Raw genomic sequence first — 16994 nt, forward strand, 5'->3', positions numbered from 1 at the left:
GGTCAGTGCTTTTTGAAGAGGTGCAACAGGGCGACGACGATGCCGCCGACGATCAGCCCGACAATGCCGGCACCCACAGCGTTCACCACCCATTCCACCACCGGAGCGATGGCGGGCAGTCCGTGGGCCGCGCCTTGCGCGACATGGTGGATGGCGCCGGGAACGAGATCCCAATGAAATTCGTGCAGCCCATGGACGATCAGCCCGCCGCCGACCCAGAGCATGGCCGCGGTGCCGACAACGCTCAACATCCGCATCAGCACCGGCATGGCCTTCACCATCGCCCGCCCCAGCACCCGCGCGCCAGCCGAACGCCGCTCCGCCAGATGCAGACCGATATCGTCCATCTTCACGATGAAGCCGACAACGCCATAGACGCCCGCGGTGATCAGGAAGGCGACGACGATCAGGATGATCGCCTGTTCCCATATCGGTTCCGCCGCGACGGTGCCGAGGGCGATGGCCATGATTTCGCCCGACAGAATGAAGTCGGTGCGGATCGCGCCGGAAACCTTCTGCTCCTCCAGTTCGCTGGAGCTGTGCGTTTCCAGCGCTTCTTCGACCAGGTCATGACCGCCCTGCACCGCTTCGAGCAGCTTTTCCGCCGCTTCGAAACAGAGAAAGGCACCGCCCAGCATCAGCAGGGGAGGCAGCAACCAGGGCGCGAAGGCGCTCAGCACCAGGGCGGCGGGAAGCAGGAACAGCAGCTTGTTGCGCAGCGAACCCTTGGCGATCTTCCAGATGATGGGGAGTTCGCGGTCCGCCGTCAGGCCCATGACATAGCGCGGCGTGACTGCCGTATCGTCGATCACCACGCCCGCCGCCTTCGACCCGGCCTTGCCCGCGGCAGCGGCAACATCATCCAGCGAACTGGCCGCAAGCTTGGCAATCCCCGCTACGTCATCGAGCAGCGCGATCAGACCCGAAGGCATTGATGTTATTCCCCTGTTGGCCCCGGCGTGGGACCGGCAGCCGCCTCAATAGAGGCGGGGCATGCCTGGCGCAATGGATTGGCAAAGGGTCGGATCGATATAGGCGGACCGAACAGGGCGGCGGCCCTGCGCCTCAATCGCGCCTCAATGCAGCCCGCGATAATTGCCCGGCGGGTCGCTGGCAGGGAAGCTTTCATCCACCTGCTCGTCCACCATGTCCCAATCGCGCGCGTCGATATGCTGTTCGTGCGGGCCGGCGTCGCGCACCGGGCCGGAAGAGAAGCCCGTCCCGCGATGGTCATATGCGTTGCGGCCAGCCTGCCATTCCTTCCAACCTCGCCAGGCCACGGTGCCCAGCCCGGTGAGAAATGCCAGTTTCAACAACCCCTTCATTTCGGCTTCTCCTGTGGTTCATGCAGATGGACCCATTCGGCCCGATTGCCGCTGACGATGTCGGGCGTCAGCGGGATGTCGCCTTCCTCATCGGTGCCGCCCGGCGGTTCCGCGGCCGGGGCGGATGCGATCGCCCAGCGCTGCCGCAGTGCCGCATCGATCATCGCCCGCCAGACGTGGTCGTCGCCCGCCTGCGACATGACATCGTCGGGATCCTTGATGATGGCGAGCAGACCAGCGGCGGCCTCCACCTGCTCCTGCCAGTGATCGGGGCCGAGAGCGGGATTGGCGGCCGCCAGATGCCGCGCCAGCCGTTCCAGAAGATTGCGCTGCTCCATGTGCTGATGAACGCCGGCCGAACCGCTCTGTTCCCTTATCGTGACGCCTGTGCAGCGAAGTGAACGTCGCGCCGCATCGATCGTTGACGCCGCATGCAAGGAACAGTTGCAAGGAGAAGGAGAAGATCATGCCCCAGGGTGACAAGAGCAGCTATACCGGCAAGCAGAAGCGCAAGGCGGAGCATATCGAACAGGGTTATGAGGATCGCGGCGTATCCCGCAAGGAAGCGGAACGGCGCGCCTGGGCCACCGTCAACAAGGAATCGGGCGGCGGCAACAAATCCGGATCCGGCCGGGGGAAGCCCGACAGCCATGTCTCTTCGCGCAAGGGCGGGAAGAAGGGCGGCGCGGCATCGGCGCGGCGACCGGCGGCCGATCGCTCCGCAGCCGCCAGAAAGGGTTGGGAAACCCGGCGCAGGAAGGCGCATGGCTGACCTGTCCGGAGGATGGCTGTCCGGCGCGCGGCGGATGAACCCGCCGGCGCCGGTTCAGTCCTGAGACCGATAGTGCGGCAGCGCCAACCCCCTGCGCATCGCAACGGCCCGCAACAGGAAACCAAGGCAGGCGGCGATCAAACCGGCCACGGGAATGTCGAGTCCCAGCCAGCGCAGGAAGACGAACAGCCCCGATGCAAGCGCCGCGGCCGTCACATAAAGTTCCGGACGCAGCACTATGGACGGCTCCCCCGCCAGCAGGTCGCGCATGATGCCGCCGACGCAGCCGGTAACGACGCCCATCATCGCCGCCACCAGCGGCGGCACGCCATAGCTCATCGCCTTGGCCGCGCCATAGACGGCGAAGGCGGCGAGCCCGACCGCGTCCAGCCAGTCGAGCGCGCTGTCGCTCCACCAGCGGCGCGGCGTGCACCAGACGAGCAGCGCGGCCAACATGCATGCGATCGCGGGCACGGCGTCGCGGACCCAGAAGACCGGCGCGCCGATCAACAGGTCGCGAACCGTTCCGCCCCCTACCCCCGTCACCAGTGCGAAGAAGGCGAAGGTGACCAGCGTCTGCCGCAGGCGCGCCGCCGCCAGCGCGCCGGATGCCGCGAAGACGAAAGTGCCGACGATGCTGAGCGTCTCAAGCACCGGGCCGATCTGCGGCAGCAGCGTCTGGTTCATGGGGCGGCGCTGGGCGTTATTTCGCGAGTTCGGCCTCTACCGCCGCCACCAGATCCGCATCATCGGGCGCGGTCGTGGGTGCGAAGCGGGCCGCCACGCTGCCGTCCTTCGCGATCAGGAATTTCTCGAAATTCCAGAGCACTTCAGGTTCGGGATTGGGCGTGATGCCATAGCCGACCAGCTTTTCGCGAAACTGGGCGCCTTCCCCCCGCGCTGCGGGCTGCGCGCCGGTCAGCGCCGCGTAGAGCGGGTGCTTTTCCGGTCCGGTGACGACGATCTTTTCGAACATCGGGAAATCGACGCCGAAATTGGTGGTGCAGAAGGTCGCGATCTCTTCGTTGCTGCCCGGTTCCTGGGCACCGAAATCATTGGCGGGGAATCCGGCGACGACCAGCCCCTTGTCCTTATAGTCGCGATAAAGCTGTTCCAGCCCTTCATATTGCGGGGTCAGGCCGCATTTGGAGGCGACGTTGACCACCAGAACCACCTTCCCCGCATAGTCGGCCAGGCTGGCGTCGGCGCCCTTGATGGTCTTGAGCGGAATCTGCTGGATATCTGTCATGTCATATTCTCCTTCGGACCGGATGGCTTGCCCCCATCATATGGCCGCGCCGAAAAGCTTGCCTACCCCGGATGTCGCAAGCATCGCGAAAACACCCCAGAAGACGACGCGCGCCACTGCCCGCGCTATTCCGCCACCGCCCAGGCGCGCGCCGACATAGCCCAGCACCGCCAGGCACAGCAGCGATACGAGGGCGACAGCGGCGATCGCGTGCCCCGGACTGGCGACGGCGGCCAGCACGGGGGCGATCGCGCCGACGGAGAAAGTCGCGGCAGAGGTCAGCGCCGCCTGAACCGGGCGCGCTGTGCTGATGTCGGAAATGCCCAGTTCGTCCCGCGCATGGGCGGCGAGCGCGTCGACATTCATCAACTGCGTCGCCACCTGGCCCGCAAGCTCCGCAGTCAGGCCGCGATCGACATAGATGTCGCGCAATTCCTGCCATTCCACATGGGGCTGCTGGGCCAGCGCCTTCTTCTCCTTGGCCAGGTCGGCGCGCTCCGTATCGGACTGGGCGCTGACGGACACATATTCGCCCGCCGCCATCGACATGGCGCCCGCAACCAGCGCGGCAATGCCCGACAGAAGGATGGTGTTCCGCGCCGCCCCCGACGCCGCGATGCCGGTGAGCAGGCTGGCGGTGGAGACGATGCCGTCATTGGCCCCCAGAACGGCAGCGCGCAGCCAGCCGACGCGATTGACATAATGGACCGCATGATGGCCGTCGATCACATCCTCGTCCTGCATCGTCGCGGATTGTTCCATGCGCCTTTCCCCTCTGGCTGCCCTTGGCTAACAGATGAGGCGATCGGCGCAAGGGCTTCCTGGAAATCGCGTCAGGCGCCCAGCCCTTCAGCCTTTTCCGCCAGTTCCAACCAGCGTTCCTCCGCCGCTTCCTTTTCGGCGCGGGCCTTTTCGATCGCCCTGGTGAGCAGGTCGAACCTGCCGGGGTCGCGGCCGTAGAGATTGGGATCGGCCAGCGCTTCCTCGTCCCGCGCAATGGCCGCCTCTATCTCCTCGATCCGCTTTGGCAGCAGGTCCAAGTCGCGCTGGTCCTTGTAGCTGAGCTTGGTCGATGCGCTTTTCGGCGGGGGCGGCGCGGCACTCTTTTTCTCCGTCCTCGGCGCGTTCTTCGGCTGGCGCTTGGCGACCCAGTCCGCATAGCCGCCGACGATCACGTCGATGGTGCCGGAACCGTCCAGCCCGAGCGTGACCGTCACGGTGCGGTCGAGAAAGTCGCGATCGTGGCTGACAATCAGCACGGTGCCTTCATAATCGGCAATGACCTCCTGAAGCAGGTCGAGCGTCTCGAGGTCGAGGTCGTTGGTCGGCTCGTCCAGCACAAGCAGGTTCGATTCGCGGGCGAATTCGCGCGCGAACAGCAGGCGCGAGCGTTCGCCGCCCGACAAGGTGCCGACCCGCGCCTCCGCCAGGGAGGGGTCGAAGAGGAATTCCTTGAGATAGCCGTGGACATGCTTGCGCGTGCCGCGCACGTCGATCCAGTCGCCGCCTTCGGCCAGGACGTCGCGGACCCGCCGGTCGGGCTGCATCAGGCTGCGCTGCTGGTCGATGAAGATCATGTCGAGCGACCTGGCCTGGCGAATCTCGCCGCTGTCGGGCGCGAGTTCGCCGGTCAGCAGTTTCAGGAGCGTGGTCTTGCCCGCGCCGTTGCCGCCAACGATGCCGATGCGGTCGCCGCGCTGGATGCGCAGCGAGAAGTCCTTGATGACTGTGCGATCCCCGAATTGCTTGGTGACATGTTCGGCGGTGATGACGCTTTTCGTCTTGTTGTCGTCGCTGGCGACGGCAATTTTCGCGACGCCCTGCGGACCCACCATGGCGGCGCGTTGGGCGCGCATTTCCCATAATTTGGCGAGGCGGCCCTGGTTGCGCTTGCGCCGGGCGGTGACGCCGCGTTCCAGCCAGTGCGCCTCGATCTTCAGCTTGGCGTCCAGCTTTTCGGCGGCGCGGGCTTCCTCGGCATAGACGGCCTCCATCCACTCATCGAAACCGCCAAAGCCGATTTCATTGCGGCGGATGCCGCCCCTGTCGAGCCAGAGCGTCTGGCGCGTCAGGCGGGTGAGGAAGGCGCGGTCATGGCTGATGACGATGAAGGCGCCGTTATAGCGGCCGAGCCACCCTTCCAGCCAGTCGATCGCGTCGATGTCGAGATGGTTGGTCGGTTCGTCGAGCAGCAGCAGGTCCGGCTCGCTCGCCAGGGCGCGGGCAATGGCGGCGCGGCGGCGTTCGCCCCCCGATGCGGTGGCGGCTTCACGGTTGAGATCGGTGCCGAGCTGGCTGGCGATGGCGTCGACCTCATGGGCGGGCGGGGCGAACTGGCCGGCCAGCGCGAAGTCCCGCAGCGTGGCGAAGCCGGAAACATCCGGATCCTGCTCCAGCATGATGACGCGGGCGCCGGGCCGGAAGGATCGGGTGCCCTCGTCCGGTTCGATCTGACCGGCGATCAGCTTGAGCAGCGTGGTCTTTCCCGCCCCGTTGCGGCCGATCAGCGCCAGCCGATCCCGTTCCCCGACGAAAATGTCAAGATTGCGGAAAAGCCAATGGGTGCCCTGTGAGAGGCCAAGATTTTCGAAGGAGAGAATGGGAGCCGCCATGGCCGTGCAGCTAGGCGTTCTGGAAAGCCGGGGCAAGAGGGGGAACCGGAAGCTGTCTGACGGCTTTCAGCGCATGTCAGCGTCCATTCATCGCAGCCGTCACAATGTCGCTGCATCGCTTTTTGAGGAGAAAGCCCTGTGAAATCCATGTTCGCCCTGATGGCCTCTGCTGTCGTTGCCGCCGCTGCCCTGCCCGTCGCGGCCGCTGCGCAGACCAGCGTGACCATTGCAGAAACCGCGCCGGTGGTGACGTTGAACGTCACCGAAACCGTGGAGGCGGCGCCCGACATGGCGACGGTGGGCACCGGGGTCCAGACCCGCGCCCAGACCGCGGCGCAGGCGATGCGCGACAATGCGGCGCAGATGGACAAGCTGATCGCGACGCTGGTGAAGGCGGGCATTCCGAAGAAGGACATCCAGACCAGCGGGATCAATCTGAGCGCCCAATATGACTATAGCAACCGCGACGGCCAGGCTTCCGCGCCGCGCTTCATCGGATATGAGGCGTCGAACCAGCTATCGGTGAAACTGCGCGACATCCGGAAGGTGGGCGGGCTGCTCGATACCATGGTCGATGCGGGCGCGACCAATGTGAGCGGGCCCAGCTTCTCGATCAGCGATCCGGCGCCGATGCTGGCGCAGGCACGCTCGGCCGCACTCAAGACCGCCAGGGCGCAGGCGGATTTCTACGCGCAGGCGGCCGGATACCGCTCGGCACGGCTGGTTTCGCTGACGGAGAGCAACAGCGGCGGGCAGCCGCCCGTGCCGATGATGGCGGCGGCGCGGTTCAAGGCGGATTCAGCGCCTGCCACGCCCGTGGAACCCGGACAGGTCGGGTCATCGGTGACGCTGACCGTGCAATATGCGCTGGAGAAATAAGCGCGGGATAGCCTCATCGCCGAAGATCATCCTGGAAGATCATCGCTGATGTAGCGCCCGCCCCCTGCCCCCTCCCACCCTGCGGGAGGGGGCATATACCGGAACCCGACCCCCCTCATCGTCATTCACCACCTGTTCAATGGCTGCCCGCTATGCCAAGGTCATGGAAATGAAGCGGTTAAGACTGATAGCAGCCATGGGGGTCATGGCGGCGCTTTTCGCCGCCAATCCGCCTGCCCAGGCCAGCAGCCAGCGCGACGAGCAGGATGCCGCGCGCCGCGCGATGCTGGACGGGCAGGTCATGCCGTTTTCCGTCATCAAGCGCCGGGTGGATGCCGCCATGGGCGGCGCCACCTATCTGGGCAGCGAATTCAACCCGTCCACCAATCGATACCGCCTCAAATATGTGAAGGACGGCAAGGTGGTATGGGTTGATGCGGACGGTCGCACGGGCGATATAATCGGCTGGGCGCGCTGACAGGCGCGGCCGCCTTGTCCTTTGGACATAACAACAGAAACGGGGCCATATGCGTCTGCTGATCGTCGAAGATGAACCTAGCCTGGGGCAACAGCTCCGGAACACGCTGGAGGGGGCGGGCTATGCCGTGGATCTGGCCGACGATGGCGAGGACGGGCATTTCCTGGGCGCGACCGAAAGCTATGATGCGGTCGTCCTGGACCTGGGCCTGCCCACCATCGACGGCCTTACCGTGCTGGACCGCTGGCGCAAGGAAGGGCGCAGCTTTCCGGTACTGGTGCTGACGGCGCGGGACAGCTGGTCCGACAAGGTGGCCGGACTGGACGCAGGCGCCGACGATTATCTGGCCAAGCCGTTCCAGAGCGAGGAACTGATCGCCCGGCTGCGCGCGCTGATCCGTCGCGCATCGGGCAATGCGTCGAGCGAGCTGACGGCGGGCGACGTGCGGCTGGACACGCGATCGGGCAAGGTGACGCTGAAGGGCGAGCCGGTGAAGCTCACCGCGCAGGAATATAAGCTGCTGTCCTACCTTCTCCACCACAAGGGCAAGGTGGTCAGCCGCACCGAGCTGATCGAGCATATCTACGACCAGGATTTCGACCGCGATTCCAACACGATCGAGGTGTTCGTGACCCGCATCCGCAAGAAGCTGGGCGCGGATGTCATAACGACCATCCGGGGCCTGGGCTACAGCCTGGACGAGCCGGGACGATAAACCCCGCCCTTCCGTTTCGGCTGAGCTTGTCGAAGCCTGGTTCTTCAAGGAAAATGAAGCCCTTCGACAAGCGCGGGGCGAACGGAAACAAAGGTTTCGGCTTTTTTTGACCGATCCCCCCTCCCCTCCGCAGGTCCGTTCCACCGGATCGCTCAGCCGCCGCATGATCGGCATCGCGGCGCTGTGGATCAGCCTGCTGCTGCTGGGCGGCGGGCTGGCGCTCGACCGCGTGCTGTCCGATGCGATCACGCGCAATTTCGACGACGGGATGAACTATGTCCTGACCGCCATGATCGCATCGGCGGAGATCGGGCCGGACGGCGAGGTGCTGTTCAACCGCGAGCCCGCCGATCAGCGTTTCCTGGAGCCCAATAGCGGCATTTACTACCAGATCAGCGGCAAGGGGCATGAGGACTGGCGGTCGCGTTCGCTGTGGGACCGGGCGCTGAAGGTCAATCCGGAGCATCATGACGACGCGCCGCACATCTATGACAGCAACCAGTTTCCGGGCGAAGACCTGCGCGTCATGGAACGCAGCATCATCCTGCCCGGGTCAAACACGCGATGGATGTTCATGGTGGCGCAGGCGCGCGAGGGGCTGGACGCGCAGATAAAGACGCTGCGTTCGACCCTGTTCGAGAGCTTTGCCCTGCTGGCGCTGGGGCTGATCGTGCTGGCGACCCTGCAGACGATCTACGGGCTGCGCCCGCTGCGCAAGGTTCGCCACGAGATCGTGCGGATGCGCGCGGGTGAGAAGAACCGCGTGACCGAGCCGATGCCCGCCGAGGTGCTGCCGATGGTGGAGGAGCTCAACGCGCTGCTCGCCCATAATGAACGGCAGGCGGAGGAAGCGCGGACCCATGCGGGCAACCTTGCCCATGCGCTGAAGACGCCATTGACCGTGATCATGAACGCCGCGACCGCGCAATCGCCCGACCTGGGCGACACCGTGATCCGGGAAGCGACGACGATGCGCCGCCAGGTCGACCATCATCTGGCGCGGGCGCGAGCGGTCGGCCGGCGCGGCGCGGCGCATAGCCGGGCGGAAGTATGGGCCAGCCTGGACGCGGTAGAACGCGCCGTCCAGCGGCTTTATCCCGAAGTGCGCATCGACATGGACGGCGACAAGGAGGCCGCCGTGCGGGTCGAAAGGCAGGATCTGGACGAAATGCTGGGCAATCTGATCGAGAATGCCGCAAAATATGGCGGTGGCAGCGTGTTTGCGACGGTCGGACGCAAGGGATCCATGGTCGAAATCCTGGTCGAGGATGACGGCACGGGTATTCCCCAGGCAGACCGCACGCGCATTTTCGACCGGGGCGTCAGGCTGGATTCGGGGAAGCCGGGGACGGGCCTTGGCCTTGCCATCGTGCGGGACGTCGCGGAAATCTATGACGGGTCGGTCGCGCTGGAGGAGAGCGAGGATCTGGGCGGCCTGCTGGTCCGGCTGCGGCTGCCCGCTGCCTGATGCGGCGGCACTTCTACCTTGCCTGCGGTTTCCTGTCCCTGGGGCTGGGCGCGATCGGCGCCTTCCTGCCTCTCCTGCCGACCGTGCCGTTCATGATCCTGGCGGCATTCTGCTTTGCGCGATCCAGCCCGGCGCTGGAGGCCCGGTTGCTGGAACATCGCCATTTTGGCCCGCATATCCGGCGCTGGCGGGAAAAGGGAGCGATCAGCCGGCGGGGAAAGAAGGCGGCATTGGCCGCCTTTGCGTTCAGCGCGGTGCTGGCGCTGCTGCTATCGCCCTTTCCCTGGTTTCTGATCCCGCTGGCCGCGGCCCTGATCGGCGGCACATGGATCTGGACCCGCCCCGAGGGCTGAGGCCCTTGATGCTCCCTCAAAAGGGGACGCAGACGGCGTCCGACAGCCCTCAGTTCATGGCCAGGATCATGTTCCGCACCTGAGGATAAACCTGCTTTTCCCATTTGCTGCCGGAAAAGACGCCATAATGGCCGACGCCGGGTTGAAGATGATGGCGTTTCATATGCGGGCGCAGGCCGGTGCAGAGCACATGGGCGGCAGCGGTCTGGCCCACGGCGCAGACATCATCCTTTTCACCCTCGACGGTCAGCAGCGCGGTCTTGTGGATCGCGCCGGGATTGACCTTCCGCCCGCGATAGGTGAGCTCGCCCTTGGCCAGCAATGTCCGCTGGAACACCTTGTCGACCGTTTCCAGATAGAATTCCGCCGTCATGTCGAGCACGGCGAAATATTCCTCGTAAAAGGTCTTGATCTTGTTCGCTTCGACCTGCTTGCCATCGGCCAGCAGTTGGTAAAGTTCCCGATGGGCCGAGCCATGCCGGTCCATGTTCATCGACATGAAGGCCGAAAGCTGAAGGAAACCGGGGTAGACGCGCCGGCCGCGCCCGGCATAGCGCATCGGCACCAGACTGATCAGATTATCCTCGAACCATTCGATCGACTGTTCATTGGCGAGTTCGTTGACCACGGTCGGAGCGGCGCGGGTATCGATCGGCCCGCCCATCAGAGTCATGGACCGCGGCGTCGCCGCATCCTTGTCCTCCGACATGATCGACACCGCCACCATGGCCGGCACGCAGGGCTGGCAGACCGAAACCAGATGCGATCCCGGCCCGATTTCCCGCATGAACATCATTATGTAGTCGACATAGTCGTCGAAGCCGAACCTTCCGGCGCTGAGCGGTACGTCGCGGGCGTTCTTCCAATCGGTGATGTACACGTCATGATCACGCAGAAGCGTCTGCACCGTGTTGCGCAGCAGGGTCGCGAAGTGGCCCGACATGGGCGCGACCACCAGCACCTTGGGCTGGGGCGCCTCCACATCGTCCTTCACGAAATGCAGCAGGTTCCCGAAAGGCAGATCCAGCGCCACCTCTTCCCGCACGGCCACGACGGCATTGCCGCTGTGCACCTGCGTTATGCCATAGGCAGGCCGATGATGGGTCAGCTTCGCACCCTGGAACACGTCCATCAACGCGAACATGCGGCGCGGCATGGCCCAATCCGCCACCGGACCCATCTTGTCCCTGAAGGAAAGTGCGATCTGAGCACCCAAGCGCGCAGGGGCCATCATGTCGTTCCAGGCCTGATAGCCGCTATATAGCATCATCATCTTGCTCAAACGCGTCCTAAGCTCTTCCGGTGCCGATTCGGTCCCATGCAAAAACCGTTATACAGGTTTTCCATATTGCACCGCATCATGATTGATGGGAACATAGGGATGAAGCGGGAGGAATGCCATGGCCGACGCCGAACTGACCATTTCCAGCAAGACTTATTCATCCTGGTCCCTGCGCGGATGGTTGTTGTGCCGCATGGCGGGCCTGAAAGTCGTCGAGAAGACGATCGCGCTCGATGATCCTGAAAACCGGGCGGAATTGCTGCTTTTGTCGCCGTCGGTTCTGGTTCCCCGCCTGACCCATGAGGGGGCGAGCGTCTGGGACACGCTCGCAATTGCGGAATATCTGCATGAACTTTACCCGCATGCCGGGCTTTATCCCGAAGAGCGGATCGCGCGGGCGCATTGCCGATCGGTTTCGGGCGAGATTCACTCCGGCTTCATCAACCTGCGATCGGCGCTGCCGATGAACCTCAAGGTACGGCACGACAAATTTCCGGTCTTTTCAGGGGCCAAGCAAGACATCGAACGGATCGAGGAAATCTGGACCGAATGCCTGAACACCTATGGCGGCCCCTGGCTGTTCGGGGAAAGGGCGAGCGTGGCCGACGCCATGTTCGCGCCGGTGGCGCAGCGCTTCCTGACCTACGCGGTGGCGCTGTCGGCGCAATCGGCGGCCTATTGCAACTGGAGCAATGATTGGGAGCTGATGCGCGAATGGATCGACGCCGCCCGCCGGGAGAAGGATGAGGTCGAGGAACTGGAGGTCGAGTTTTAGGACGATTTCCCAGGCGATCAAAGCCGATCGCAGGTCAGGAGATCACGACGCCCGGCTCTCGATCCCGCTCAGCCATTCGGCGATCATCGCGCGACCGGCTGCGACGGCCGCCGGGCCATGGTCGGCATGGTCCTGCCGCAGGGCGATGCCGCATTGCTTCGCTATGTCGAGATCGGCCCAGAAATGGGTGAGCCAATCCTCGAAACGCGGATCTTCGCCCATTTCCGCGTGGAATTGCAGCGCCAGCAGCTTGGATCCGCGGCGAAAGGCCTGATGCGCGTAATTTTCGGTGGAGGCCAGCAGTTCGACGCCGGCCGGCAGGTTGAACGTGTCGCTATGCCAATGCAGAACGGGAACCCCGTCCAGATGGCGCAGCGGCGATTCGGCTCCCGCCCGGTTCAACATGACCGGCGCGAAACCCAGTTCCATCCGCCCGCCGGAATAGACGGACGCGCCGAGCGCCGCGGCGATCATCTGGCTGCCCAGGCACACGCCCAGGGTCGGCAGATCCTGTTCCAGCCGGGCGGCGAGCTTTGCGATCTGGAGCGGAATCCAGGGGTGCAGATCATGTTCGTAAACGCCCATCGGACCGCCCATCATGATGAGCAGGTCAGGCGCGCAGAGATCGACATCGGCAAAGTCGGCACTGGCGACGTCGATCCGCTCGATCCGATAGCCGGCAGCTTCGATCGGCTGGAGATAGCCTGCCGCACCCTCTCGCGGCACATGTCGGACAATCAGCGCTGTTTTCATTTCCGCCATGCTGCCAGAGCGGATTTCGATCTGATTGAATCAGATCGCCGCTCTGGTTTCCTTGTTTTCCGCGATTTCTTGACCAGCGATCGGTTCCGATCGCTTGGAAATCGCTCTAGCCAAAGACGGCATGGCCGGCCACCCCAGCCTTTCTTGGGTTTTTGAAATGAAGGCTATCGGCGGGCGATGCGGATCAATGTGCTGGTCCCGATCGCGAACCAGATGATGTTGACGACCGTCGACGGGATGGCGCCGTGCCACCAGGTGTTGATGACGAACAGCCCGGAACCCAGCGTGTTCATCCCCTGGAAGAGGGTGGACCTGCCCGAGGCATGGCCGCTCGATACGAGCAGATAGGCGCCCAGGATCAACAGCGCACCCGCCCAGCCGGCGATTTCAATCAGGATCGGCAATCCATCCCCCATGGATAATGATGGTCTGGCTCGGTCGCTTGGAAACCGCTCCAGGCCCCTCTCCCAAGGAAAGAGGCTCCCCCCTTGCGGAGAGAGCCTCTTTTCCTTCAGTCATGCGTGCGCCGGTCAGGCGGCCAGCTTGCGCAGCACATATTGCAGGATGCCGCCGTTCAGGAAATAATCCAGTTCGTTGACGGTATCGATGCGGCACAGCGCGGTGAAGGTGAAGGTGGAACCGTCGGCGCGCTTCACGATCACTTCCACATCCTGGCGCGGCTTCAGGCCGGCGACATTCTGGATGGTGAAGGTTTCGTCGCCGGTGAGGCCGAACGTGTCCTTGTTCTGACCGTCCTTGAACTGGAGCGGCAGGACGCCCATGCCGACCAGGTTCGAACGGTGGATGCGCTCGAAGCTTTCCACGATGACCGCGCGCACGCCCAGCAGGTTGGTGCCCTTCGCCGCCCAGTCGCGCGACGACCCGGTGCCATATTCCTTGCCGCCGATGACGACCAGCGGAGTGCCGTCGGCCTTGTGCTTCATCGCCGCGTCGTAGATCGGCATGACTTCGCCTTCATAACGGGTCATGCCGCCCTCGACGCCGTCCAGCATCAGGTTCTTGATGCGGATATTGGCGAAGGTGCCGCGCATCATGACTTCGTGATGGCCGCGGCGGGCGCCGTAGCTGTTGAAGTCGGCCTGCGCCACCTGACGCTCTTGCAGCCACTTGCCCGCGGGGCTGGTCGCCTTGATCGAGCCGGCCGGCGAAATATGGTCGGTGGTGATCGAGTCCCCGAAAATGGCCAGCGGCTTGGCCTCGACAATGTCGGTGACCGGCTTCGGGGTCATGGTCAGACCCTCGAAATAGGGCGGGTTGGCGACATAGGTCGAACCAGCGCGCCAGCTGTAGGTAGCCGAACCCGTGACGTTGATCGCCTGCCAGTGGGCGTCGCCCTTGTACACATTGGCGTAGCGCGCCTGGAACATCTGGCGGTCCATGCAGCCCGCCATGGTCGAGGCGACTTCGTCATTGGTCGGCCAGATGTCCTTCAGGAACACCTGCTGGCCGTCCTTGCCCGTGCCGATCGGCGTGGTGATGAAGTCTTCGACCACCGTACCCTTCAGCGCATAGGCGACAACCAGCGGCGGCGAGGCCAGGAAGTTGGCGCGCACGTCGGGAGACACGCGGCCTTCGAAATTGCGGTTGCCGGAGATGACGGCGGCGGCGACCAGGCCGTTTTCGTTGATCGCCTTGCTGATCGGCTCGGCCAGCGGACCGGAGTTGCCGATGCAGGTGGTGCAGCCATAGCCGACCAGGTTGAAGCCGATGGCGTCGAGATGCGACTGAAGCCCGGCCTTTTCCAGATAGTCGGTAACCACCTGCGATCCCGGCGCCAGCGAGGTCTTTACCCAGGGCTTGGGCTTCAGGCCCAGTTCGTTCGCCTTCTTGGCGACGAGGCCGGCCGCGACGAGGACGCCGGGGTTCGAGGTGTTGGTGCAGCTGGTGATCGCGGCGATGGTGACGTCGCCGTCGCCAATGTCGAAATCCTTGCCTTCCACCGGAACGCGAGCCTGGGCCTTCTTGTACACCTTTTCCATGTCGGCGTTGAAGACATCGTCCACGTCCGGCAGCGCAACGCGATCCTGCGGGCGCTTCGGCCCTGCAAGGCTGGGAACGACGGTCGAGAGGTCCAGCTCCAGCGTGTCGGTGAAAACCGGTTCGACCGCCGGATCGATCCAGAAGCCCTGCTCCTTCGCATAGGCTTCGACCAGCGCGATATTCTCTTCGGTGCGACCGGTGAGACGCATATAGTCCAGCGTCTTGTCGTCAATGCCGAAGAAGCCGCAGGTCGCGCCATATTCCGGCGCCATATTGGCCAGCGTCGCGCGATCGGCGAGCGACAGGGTGGCAAGGCCGGGGCCGAAATATTCGACGAAGCGGCCGACCACGCCACGGGCGCGCAGCATCTGGGTGCAGGTGAGGACGAGGTCCGTGGCGGTGACGCCTTCCTTCAATTCACCGGTGAAGCGGAAGCCGACCACTTCGGGAATGAGCATGGAGACGGGCTGGCCCAGCATCGCGGCCTCAGCCTCGATACCACCGACGCCCCAGCCCAGCACGCCCAGACCGTTGATCATGGTGGTGTGGCTGTCAGTGCCGACGCAGGTGTCGGGATAGGCGACGGTGACGCCGTCAGGGCCTTCGCTCGACCAGACCGCCTGCGCGATATTTTCCAGGTTCACCTGATGGCAGATGCCGGTGCCCGGGGGCACGGCATAGAAATTGGCGAGCGACTTGGAACCCCATTTCAGGAAGTCATAGCGCTCCATATTGCGCTGATATTCAATTTCCACATTCTGCTCGAACGCCTTGGGCGTACCGAATTCGTCGACCATGACCGAGTGGTCGATGACGAGGTGGACCGGGACCTGCGGGTTGATCTTGCTGGCGTCGGCGCCCAGCGCAGTCATCGCGTCGCGCATCGCGGCGAGGTCGACGACGCAGGGAACGCCGGTAAAGTCCTGCATCAGCACGCGGGCGGGGCGATACTGAATCTCCCGTTCGGCCTTGCCCTTGTCATTCTGCCAGTCGACGATCGCCTGGATGTCGGCGGTGGTGACGGTGACGCCGTCCTCGAAGCGGAGCAGGTTTTCCAGCAGCACCTTCATCGAGAAGGGCAGGCGCGAGACGTCGCCCAGCTTGGCCGCGGCCTTCTTCAGCGAATAATAGGCAATGTCCTTGCCGCCCACCTTCAAGGTGTCGCGCGTGCCAAGTGTATCCTGTCCGATGGCGGTCATGAGTCGTGCGTCTCCTCGCAGTTGCCGGGCCAGGAGCAGGCAGGATGACGCTATTCCACCAGAAGCTCGCCGGACGGCGAAAATACCGGACGGCAAGGTGGCGGGATGCGCCCCCACTCATGGCCGAAGCGAATATGTCCCGATGCGCGCCGCCATAGCGCCTGCGCGCCTCAAGTCAAATGCGAAGGCGCGAAATGGCACAGGCCGGGCGAATCTTTCTTGTAGACGGCGCGATCAAGCGCGGGATACATTGGGCTGCGGTCGCGTTCTGGTGCAAGGAGCGGGCCTTGCAGAGATGATAAAGGGTCGCTCGCTCTGACGTTCGTCGTTGCATCAATGCTGGTGTGAAGCTCGGGGGCAATTCCGGATTTCATATCGATGCCGAGATATATGTCTGAGGAGGAAGAGACGATGCGCCCAGTTTCCACCCTCGCCACCGGCAGGTCTTTCGACCCGGCCTTAAGGGGTTACATCATTCATTATCATCCGGGGGAAGCCAATCACTGCCCCAGTTGCGGTCGCAGCCAGTGGATGGTCGGACGCCTGATGGCGGAGTGCGCCTATTGCGAAACCGCACTGCCGCTGGAGAATAACCGAGGTGTCGGGGCGTGCGCCCGTTTCGTCAGCACGCATGACGTCATGACGTCGCCCGACCCCCGCGAGTCGTTTACTCCGTAAACGGATGGAGGGCTGCGCGCCGTCAGGCCGCAGCCACTCCCTCCACCTCCACTATGCCGTCGCCGGCATAATAGCCCTGCACCCGCACGCGTTTTTCCACATGGTCGACGGGGACGCGCAGCAGGACAAGGCGGAAGCTGCCGCCCAGATCGCGCTGGAGCAGAAACCCTGACTCGTCGCGGATCAACCGCCCGGTTTCGTCCACTCCAGCACCGATCTGCGTCATGGGTTATCGATCTATCGCATTCTTGATGCCCTTGCCAGCCATCAGGCCAAGGACAAGGAAGATGACGAACAGCGCGATCGCCAGCACGAACAGGAACTTCGCGATACCCACGAACGTGCCCGCCGCGCCGCCAAAGCCCAATATGGCGAGCACGGCGGCGATCACGAGCGAAATGATGGCCAGACGGATCATGCGGCACTCCTTTCCGTTGAAAGACCCG

21 protein-coding genes are annotated in these 16994 nt (G+C 64.1%); 8 read left to right on the plus strand and 13 right to left on the minus strand.

The genetic code is table 11. From position 1 onward, the window contains the following. Nucleotides 1-2 precede the first annotated feature (2 nt). The 3 genes from ACN9MX_RS05890 to ACN9MX_RS05900 form a co-directional block, all read right to left on the minus strand. Nucleotides 3-932, minus strand: a complete 930-nt coding sequence (locus tag ACN9MX_RS05890) for a DUF808 domain-containing protein (protein WP_426387354.1) — start codon at nucleotides 930-932, stop codon at nucleotides 3-5. 144 nt (nucleotides 933-1076) lie between these two features. Continuing rightward, nucleotides 1077-1325: a hypothetical protein gene (locus ACN9MX_RS05895; protein ID WP_363734528.1), complete on the minus strand. Its 249-nt coding sequence runs from the start codon at nucleotides 1323-1325 to the stop codon at nucleotides 1077-1079. Beyond that, on the minus strand, nucleotides 1322-1663 hold the full coding sequence (locus tag ACN9MX_RS05900; protein WP_363826322.1) for a hypothetical protein: 342 nt from the start codon (nucleotides 1661-1663) through the stop codon (nucleotides 1322-1324). The genes ACN9MX_RS05895 and ACN9MX_RS05900 overlap by 4 nt, the downstream gene beginning before the upstream one ends. Nucleotides 1664-1791: 128 nt before the next feature. On the opposite strand from ACN9MX_RS05900, the gene ACN9MX_RS05905 reads away from it, so the two are divergent. Beyond that, nucleotides 1792-2097, plus strand: a complete 306-nt coding sequence (locus ACN9MX_RS05905; protein WP_363754986.1) for a plasmid stabilization protein — start codon at nucleotides 1792-1794, stop codon at nucleotides 2095-2097. Nucleotides 2098-2151: 54 nt separating this feature from the next. On the opposite strand, the gene ACN9MX_RS05910 is transcribed toward ACN9MX_RS05905, so the two are convergent. From ACN9MX_RS05910 to ACN9MX_RS05925, 4 genes are all read right to left on the minus strand, one after another. Continuing rightward, nucleotides 2152-2784: a trimeric intracellular cation channel family protein gene (locus ACN9MX_RS05910; RefSeq protein ID WP_363734525.1), complete on the minus strand. Its 633-nt coding sequence runs from the start codon at nucleotides 2782-2784 to the stop codon at nucleotides 2152-2154. A gap of 16 nt (nucleotides 2785-2800) precedes the next feature. Beyond that, nucleotides 2801-3346: a glutathione peroxidase gene (locus ACN9MX_RS05915; RefSeq protein ID WP_363734524.1), complete on the minus strand. Its 546-nt coding sequence runs from the start codon at nucleotides 3344-3346 to the stop codon at nucleotides 2801-2803. A gap of 36 nt (nucleotides 3347-3382) precedes the next feature. Continuing rightward, nucleotides 3383-4108, minus strand: coding sequence for a VIT1/CCC1 transporter family protein (locus ACN9MX_RS05920; protein WP_426387355.1), 726 nt, complete (start codon nucleotides 4106-4108; stop codon nucleotides 3383-3385). Between the two features lie 71 nt (nucleotides 4109-4179). Beyond that, nucleotides 4180-5958 carry an ABC-F family ATP-binding cassette domain-containing protein gene (locus tag ACN9MX_RS05925; RefSeq protein ID WP_363754988.1) on the minus strand — a complete coding sequence of 593 codons (1779 nt, stop codon included), beginning with the start codon at nucleotides 5956-5958 and terminating at the stop codon, nucleotides 4180-4182. A 138-nt stretch (nucleotides 5959-6096) separates the two neighbouring features. Here ACN9MX_RS05925 and ACN9MX_RS05930 point away from each other — a divergent pair, with 138 nt between their 5' ends. The 5 genes from ACN9MX_RS05930 (at nucleotide 6097) to ACN9MX_RS05950 (ending at nucleotide 9851) form a co-directional block, all read left to right on the plus strand. Then, entirely contained in the window at nucleotides 6097-6837 is a 741-nt protein-coding gene (locus ACN9MX_RS05930) for an SIMPL domain-containing protein (protein WP_426387356.1), read from the plus strand. A gap of 139 nt (nucleotides 6838-6976) precedes the next feature. Then, nucleotides 6977-7315: a hypothetical protein gene (locus tag ACN9MX_RS05935; protein ID WP_414714620.1), complete on the plus strand. Its 339-nt coding sequence runs from the start codon at nucleotides 6977-6979 to the stop codon at nucleotides 7313-7315. A 49-nt stretch (nucleotides 7316-7364) separates the two neighbouring features. After that, nucleotides 7365-8030 (plus strand): response regulator transcription factor, encoded by a 666-nt coding sequence (locus ACN9MX_RS05940; protein WP_044662519.1) that lies wholly within the window; start codon nucleotides 7365-7367, stop codon nucleotides 8028-8030. A 163-nt stretch (nucleotides 8031-8193) separates the two neighbouring features. Further along, nucleotides 8194-9498, plus strand: a complete 1305-nt coding sequence (locus tag ACN9MX_RS05945) for a sensor histidine kinase (RefSeq protein ID WP_363755260.1) — start codon at nucleotides 8194-8196, stop codon at nucleotides 9496-9498. Further along, on the plus strand, nucleotides 9498-9851 hold the full coding sequence (locus ACN9MX_RS05950) for a YbaN family protein (protein WP_363734521.1): 354 nt from the start codon (nucleotides 9498-9500) through the stop codon (nucleotides 9849-9851). Before ACN9MX_RS05945 ends, ACN9MX_RS05950 begins: the two co-directional genes overlap by 1 nt. A gap of 49 nt (nucleotides 9852-9900) precedes the next feature. Here the strand turns inward: ACN9MX_RS05950 and ACN9MX_RS05955 are convergent, their stop codons facing one another. Beyond that, on the minus strand, nucleotides 9901-11124 hold the full coding sequence (locus tag ACN9MX_RS05955; RefSeq protein WP_363734520.1) for a polyhydroxyalkanoate depolymerase: 1224 nt from the start codon (nucleotides 11122-11124) through the stop codon (nucleotides 9901-9903). 127 nt (nucleotides 11125-11251) lie between these two features. On the opposite strand from ACN9MX_RS05955, the gene ACN9MX_RS05960 reads away from it, so the two are divergent. After that, nucleotides 11252-11908, plus strand: a complete 657-nt coding sequence (locus ACN9MX_RS05960) for a glutathione S-transferase (protein WP_363734519.1) — start codon at nucleotides 11252-11254, stop codon at nucleotides 11906-11908. Nucleotides 11909-11950: 42 nt separating this feature from the next. Here the strand turns inward: ACN9MX_RS05960 and ACN9MX_RS05965 are convergent, their stop codons facing one another. From ACN9MX_RS05965 to acnA, 3 genes are all read right to left on the minus strand, one after another. After that, nucleotides 11951-12661, minus strand: coding sequence for a glutamine amidotransferase (locus ACN9MX_RS05965; protein WP_426387357.1), 711 nt, complete (start codon nucleotides 12659-12661; stop codon nucleotides 11951-11953). A 173-nt stretch (nucleotides 12662-12834) separates the two neighbouring features. After that, nucleotides 12835-13074, minus strand: coding sequence for a CBU_0592 family membrane protein (locus ACN9MX_RS05970; protein WP_363734517.1), 240 nt, complete (start codon nucleotides 13072-13074; stop codon nucleotides 12835-12837). A gap of 126 nt (nucleotides 13075-13200) precedes the next feature. Next, nucleotides 13201-15870: an aconitate hydratase AcnA gene (gene acnA / locus ACN9MX_RS05975; protein ID WP_363734516.1), complete on the minus strand. Its 2670-nt coding sequence runs from the start codon at nucleotides 15868-15870 to the stop codon at nucleotides 13201-13203. Between the two features lie 411 nt (nucleotides 15871-16281). On the opposite strand from acnA, the gene ACN9MX_RS05980 reads away from it, so the two are divergent. After that, nucleotides 16282-16548, plus strand: a complete 267-nt coding sequence (locus tag ACN9MX_RS05980; RefSeq protein ID WP_363734515.1) for a hypothetical protein — start codon at nucleotides 16282-16284, stop codon at nucleotides 16546-16548. A gap of 22 nt (nucleotides 16549-16570) precedes the next feature. On the opposite strand, the gene ACN9MX_RS05985 is transcribed toward ACN9MX_RS05980, so the two are convergent. Continuing rightward, on the minus strand, nucleotides 16571-16774 hold the full coding sequence (locus tag ACN9MX_RS05985) for a DUF5818 domain-containing protein (protein ID WP_133652298.1): 204 nt from the start codon (nucleotides 16772-16774) through the stop codon (nucleotides 16571-16573). A gap of 3 nt (nucleotides 16775-16777) precedes the next feature. After that, nucleotides 16778-16966, minus strand: coding sequence for a DUF1328 domain-containing protein (locus ACN9MX_RS05990; protein ID WP_007688211.1), 189 nt, complete (start codon nucleotides 16964-16966; stop codon nucleotides 16778-16780). Nucleotides 16967-16994: the final 28 nt, after the last annotated feature.

Origin of the sequence: Sphingobium sp. R-21, from assembly GCF_049913335.1 — a bacterium.
In the GTDB taxonomy this organism is placed as follows: Bacteria; Pseudomonadota; Alphaproteobacteria; order Sphingomonadales; family Sphingomonadaceae; genus Sphingobium.

What these genes read in the sequence shown, in the direction of transcription:
- ACN9MX_RS05985 (WP_133652298.1), bottom strand. Translation starts at nt 16,774, where the DNA reads ATGACGCAGATCGGTGCTGGAGTGGACGAAACCGGGCGGTTGATCCGC.
- ACN9MX_RS05905 (WP_363754986.1), top strand. Translation starts at nt 1,792, where the DNA reads ATGCCCCAGGGTGACAAGAGCAGCTATACCGGCAAGCAGAAGCGCAAG.
- ACN9MX_RS05965 (WP_426387357.1), bottom strand. Translation starts at nt 12,661, where the DNA reads ATGAAAACAGCGCTGATTGTCCGACATGTGCCGCGAGAGGGTGCGGCA.
- ACN9MX_RS05940 (WP_044662519.1), top strand. Translation starts at nt 7,365, where the DNA reads ATGCGTCTGCTGATCGTCGAAGATGAACCTAGCCTGGGGCAACAGCTC.
- ACN9MX_RS05990 (WP_007688211.1), bottom strand. Translation starts at nt 16,966, where the DNA reads ATGATCCGTCTGGCCATCATTTCGCTCGTGATCGCCGCCGTGCTCGCC.
- ACN9MX_RS05980 (WP_363734515.1), top strand. Translation starts at nt 16,282, where the DNA reads ATGCGCCCAGTTTCCACCCTCGCCACCGGCAGGTCTTTCGACCCGGCC.
- ACN9MX_RS05910 (WP_363734525.1), bottom strand. Translation starts at nt 2,784, where the DNA reads ATGAACCAGACGCTGCTGCCGCAGATCGGCCCGGTGCTTGAGACGCTC.
- ACN9MX_RS05915 (WP_363734524.1), bottom strand. Translation starts at nt 3,346, where the DNA reads ATGACAGATATCCAGCAGATTCCGCTCAAGACCATCAAGGGCGCCGAC.
- ACN9MX_RS05950 (WP_363734521.1), top strand. Translation starts at nt 9,498, where the DNA reads ATGCGGCGGCACTTCTACCTTGCCTGCGGTTTCCTGTCCCTGGGGCTG.
- ACN9MX_RS05900 (WP_363826322.1), bottom strand. Translation starts at nt 1,663, where the DNA reads ATGGAGCAGCGCAATCTTCTGGAACGGCTGGCGCGGCATCTGGCGGCC.
- ACN9MX_RS05925 (WP_363754988.1), bottom strand. Translation starts at nt 5,958, where the DNA reads ATGGCGGCTCCCATTCTCTCCTTCGAAAATCTTGGCCTCTCACAGGGC.
- ACN9MX_RS05920 (WP_426387355.1), bottom strand. Translation starts at nt 4,108, where the DNA reads ATGGAACAATCCGCGACGATGCAGGACGAGGATGTGATCGACGGCCAT.
- ACN9MX_RS05895 (WP_363734528.1), bottom strand. Translation starts at nt 1,325, where the DNA reads ATGAAGGGGTTGTTGAAACTGGCATTTCTCACCGGGCTGGGCACCGTG.
- ACN9MX_RS05955 (WP_363734520.1), bottom strand. Translation starts at nt 11,124, where the DNA reads ATGATGATGCTATATAGCGGCTATCAGGCCTGGAACGACATGATGGCC.
- ACN9MX_RS05960 (WP_363734519.1), top strand. Translation starts at nt 11,252, where the DNA reads ATGGCCGACGCCGAACTGACCATTTCCAGCAAGACTTATTCATCCTGG.
- ACN9MX_RS05890 (WP_426387354.1), bottom strand. Translation starts at nt 932, where the DNA reads ATGCCTTCGGGTCTGATCGCGCTGCTCGATGACGTAGCGGGGATTGCC.
- acnA (WP_363734516.1), bottom strand. Translation starts at nt 15,870, where the DNA reads ATGACCGCCATCGGACAGGATACACTTGGCACGCGCGACACCTTGAAG.
- ACN9MX_RS05935 (WP_414714620.1), top strand. Translation starts at nt 6,977, where the DNA reads ATGGCTGCCCGCTATGCCAAGGTCATGGAAATGAAGCGGTTAAGACTG.
- ACN9MX_RS05945 (WP_363755260.1), top strand. Translation starts at nt 8,194, where the DNA reads ATGATCGGCATCGCGGCGCTGTGGATCAGCCTGCTGCTGCTGGGCGGC.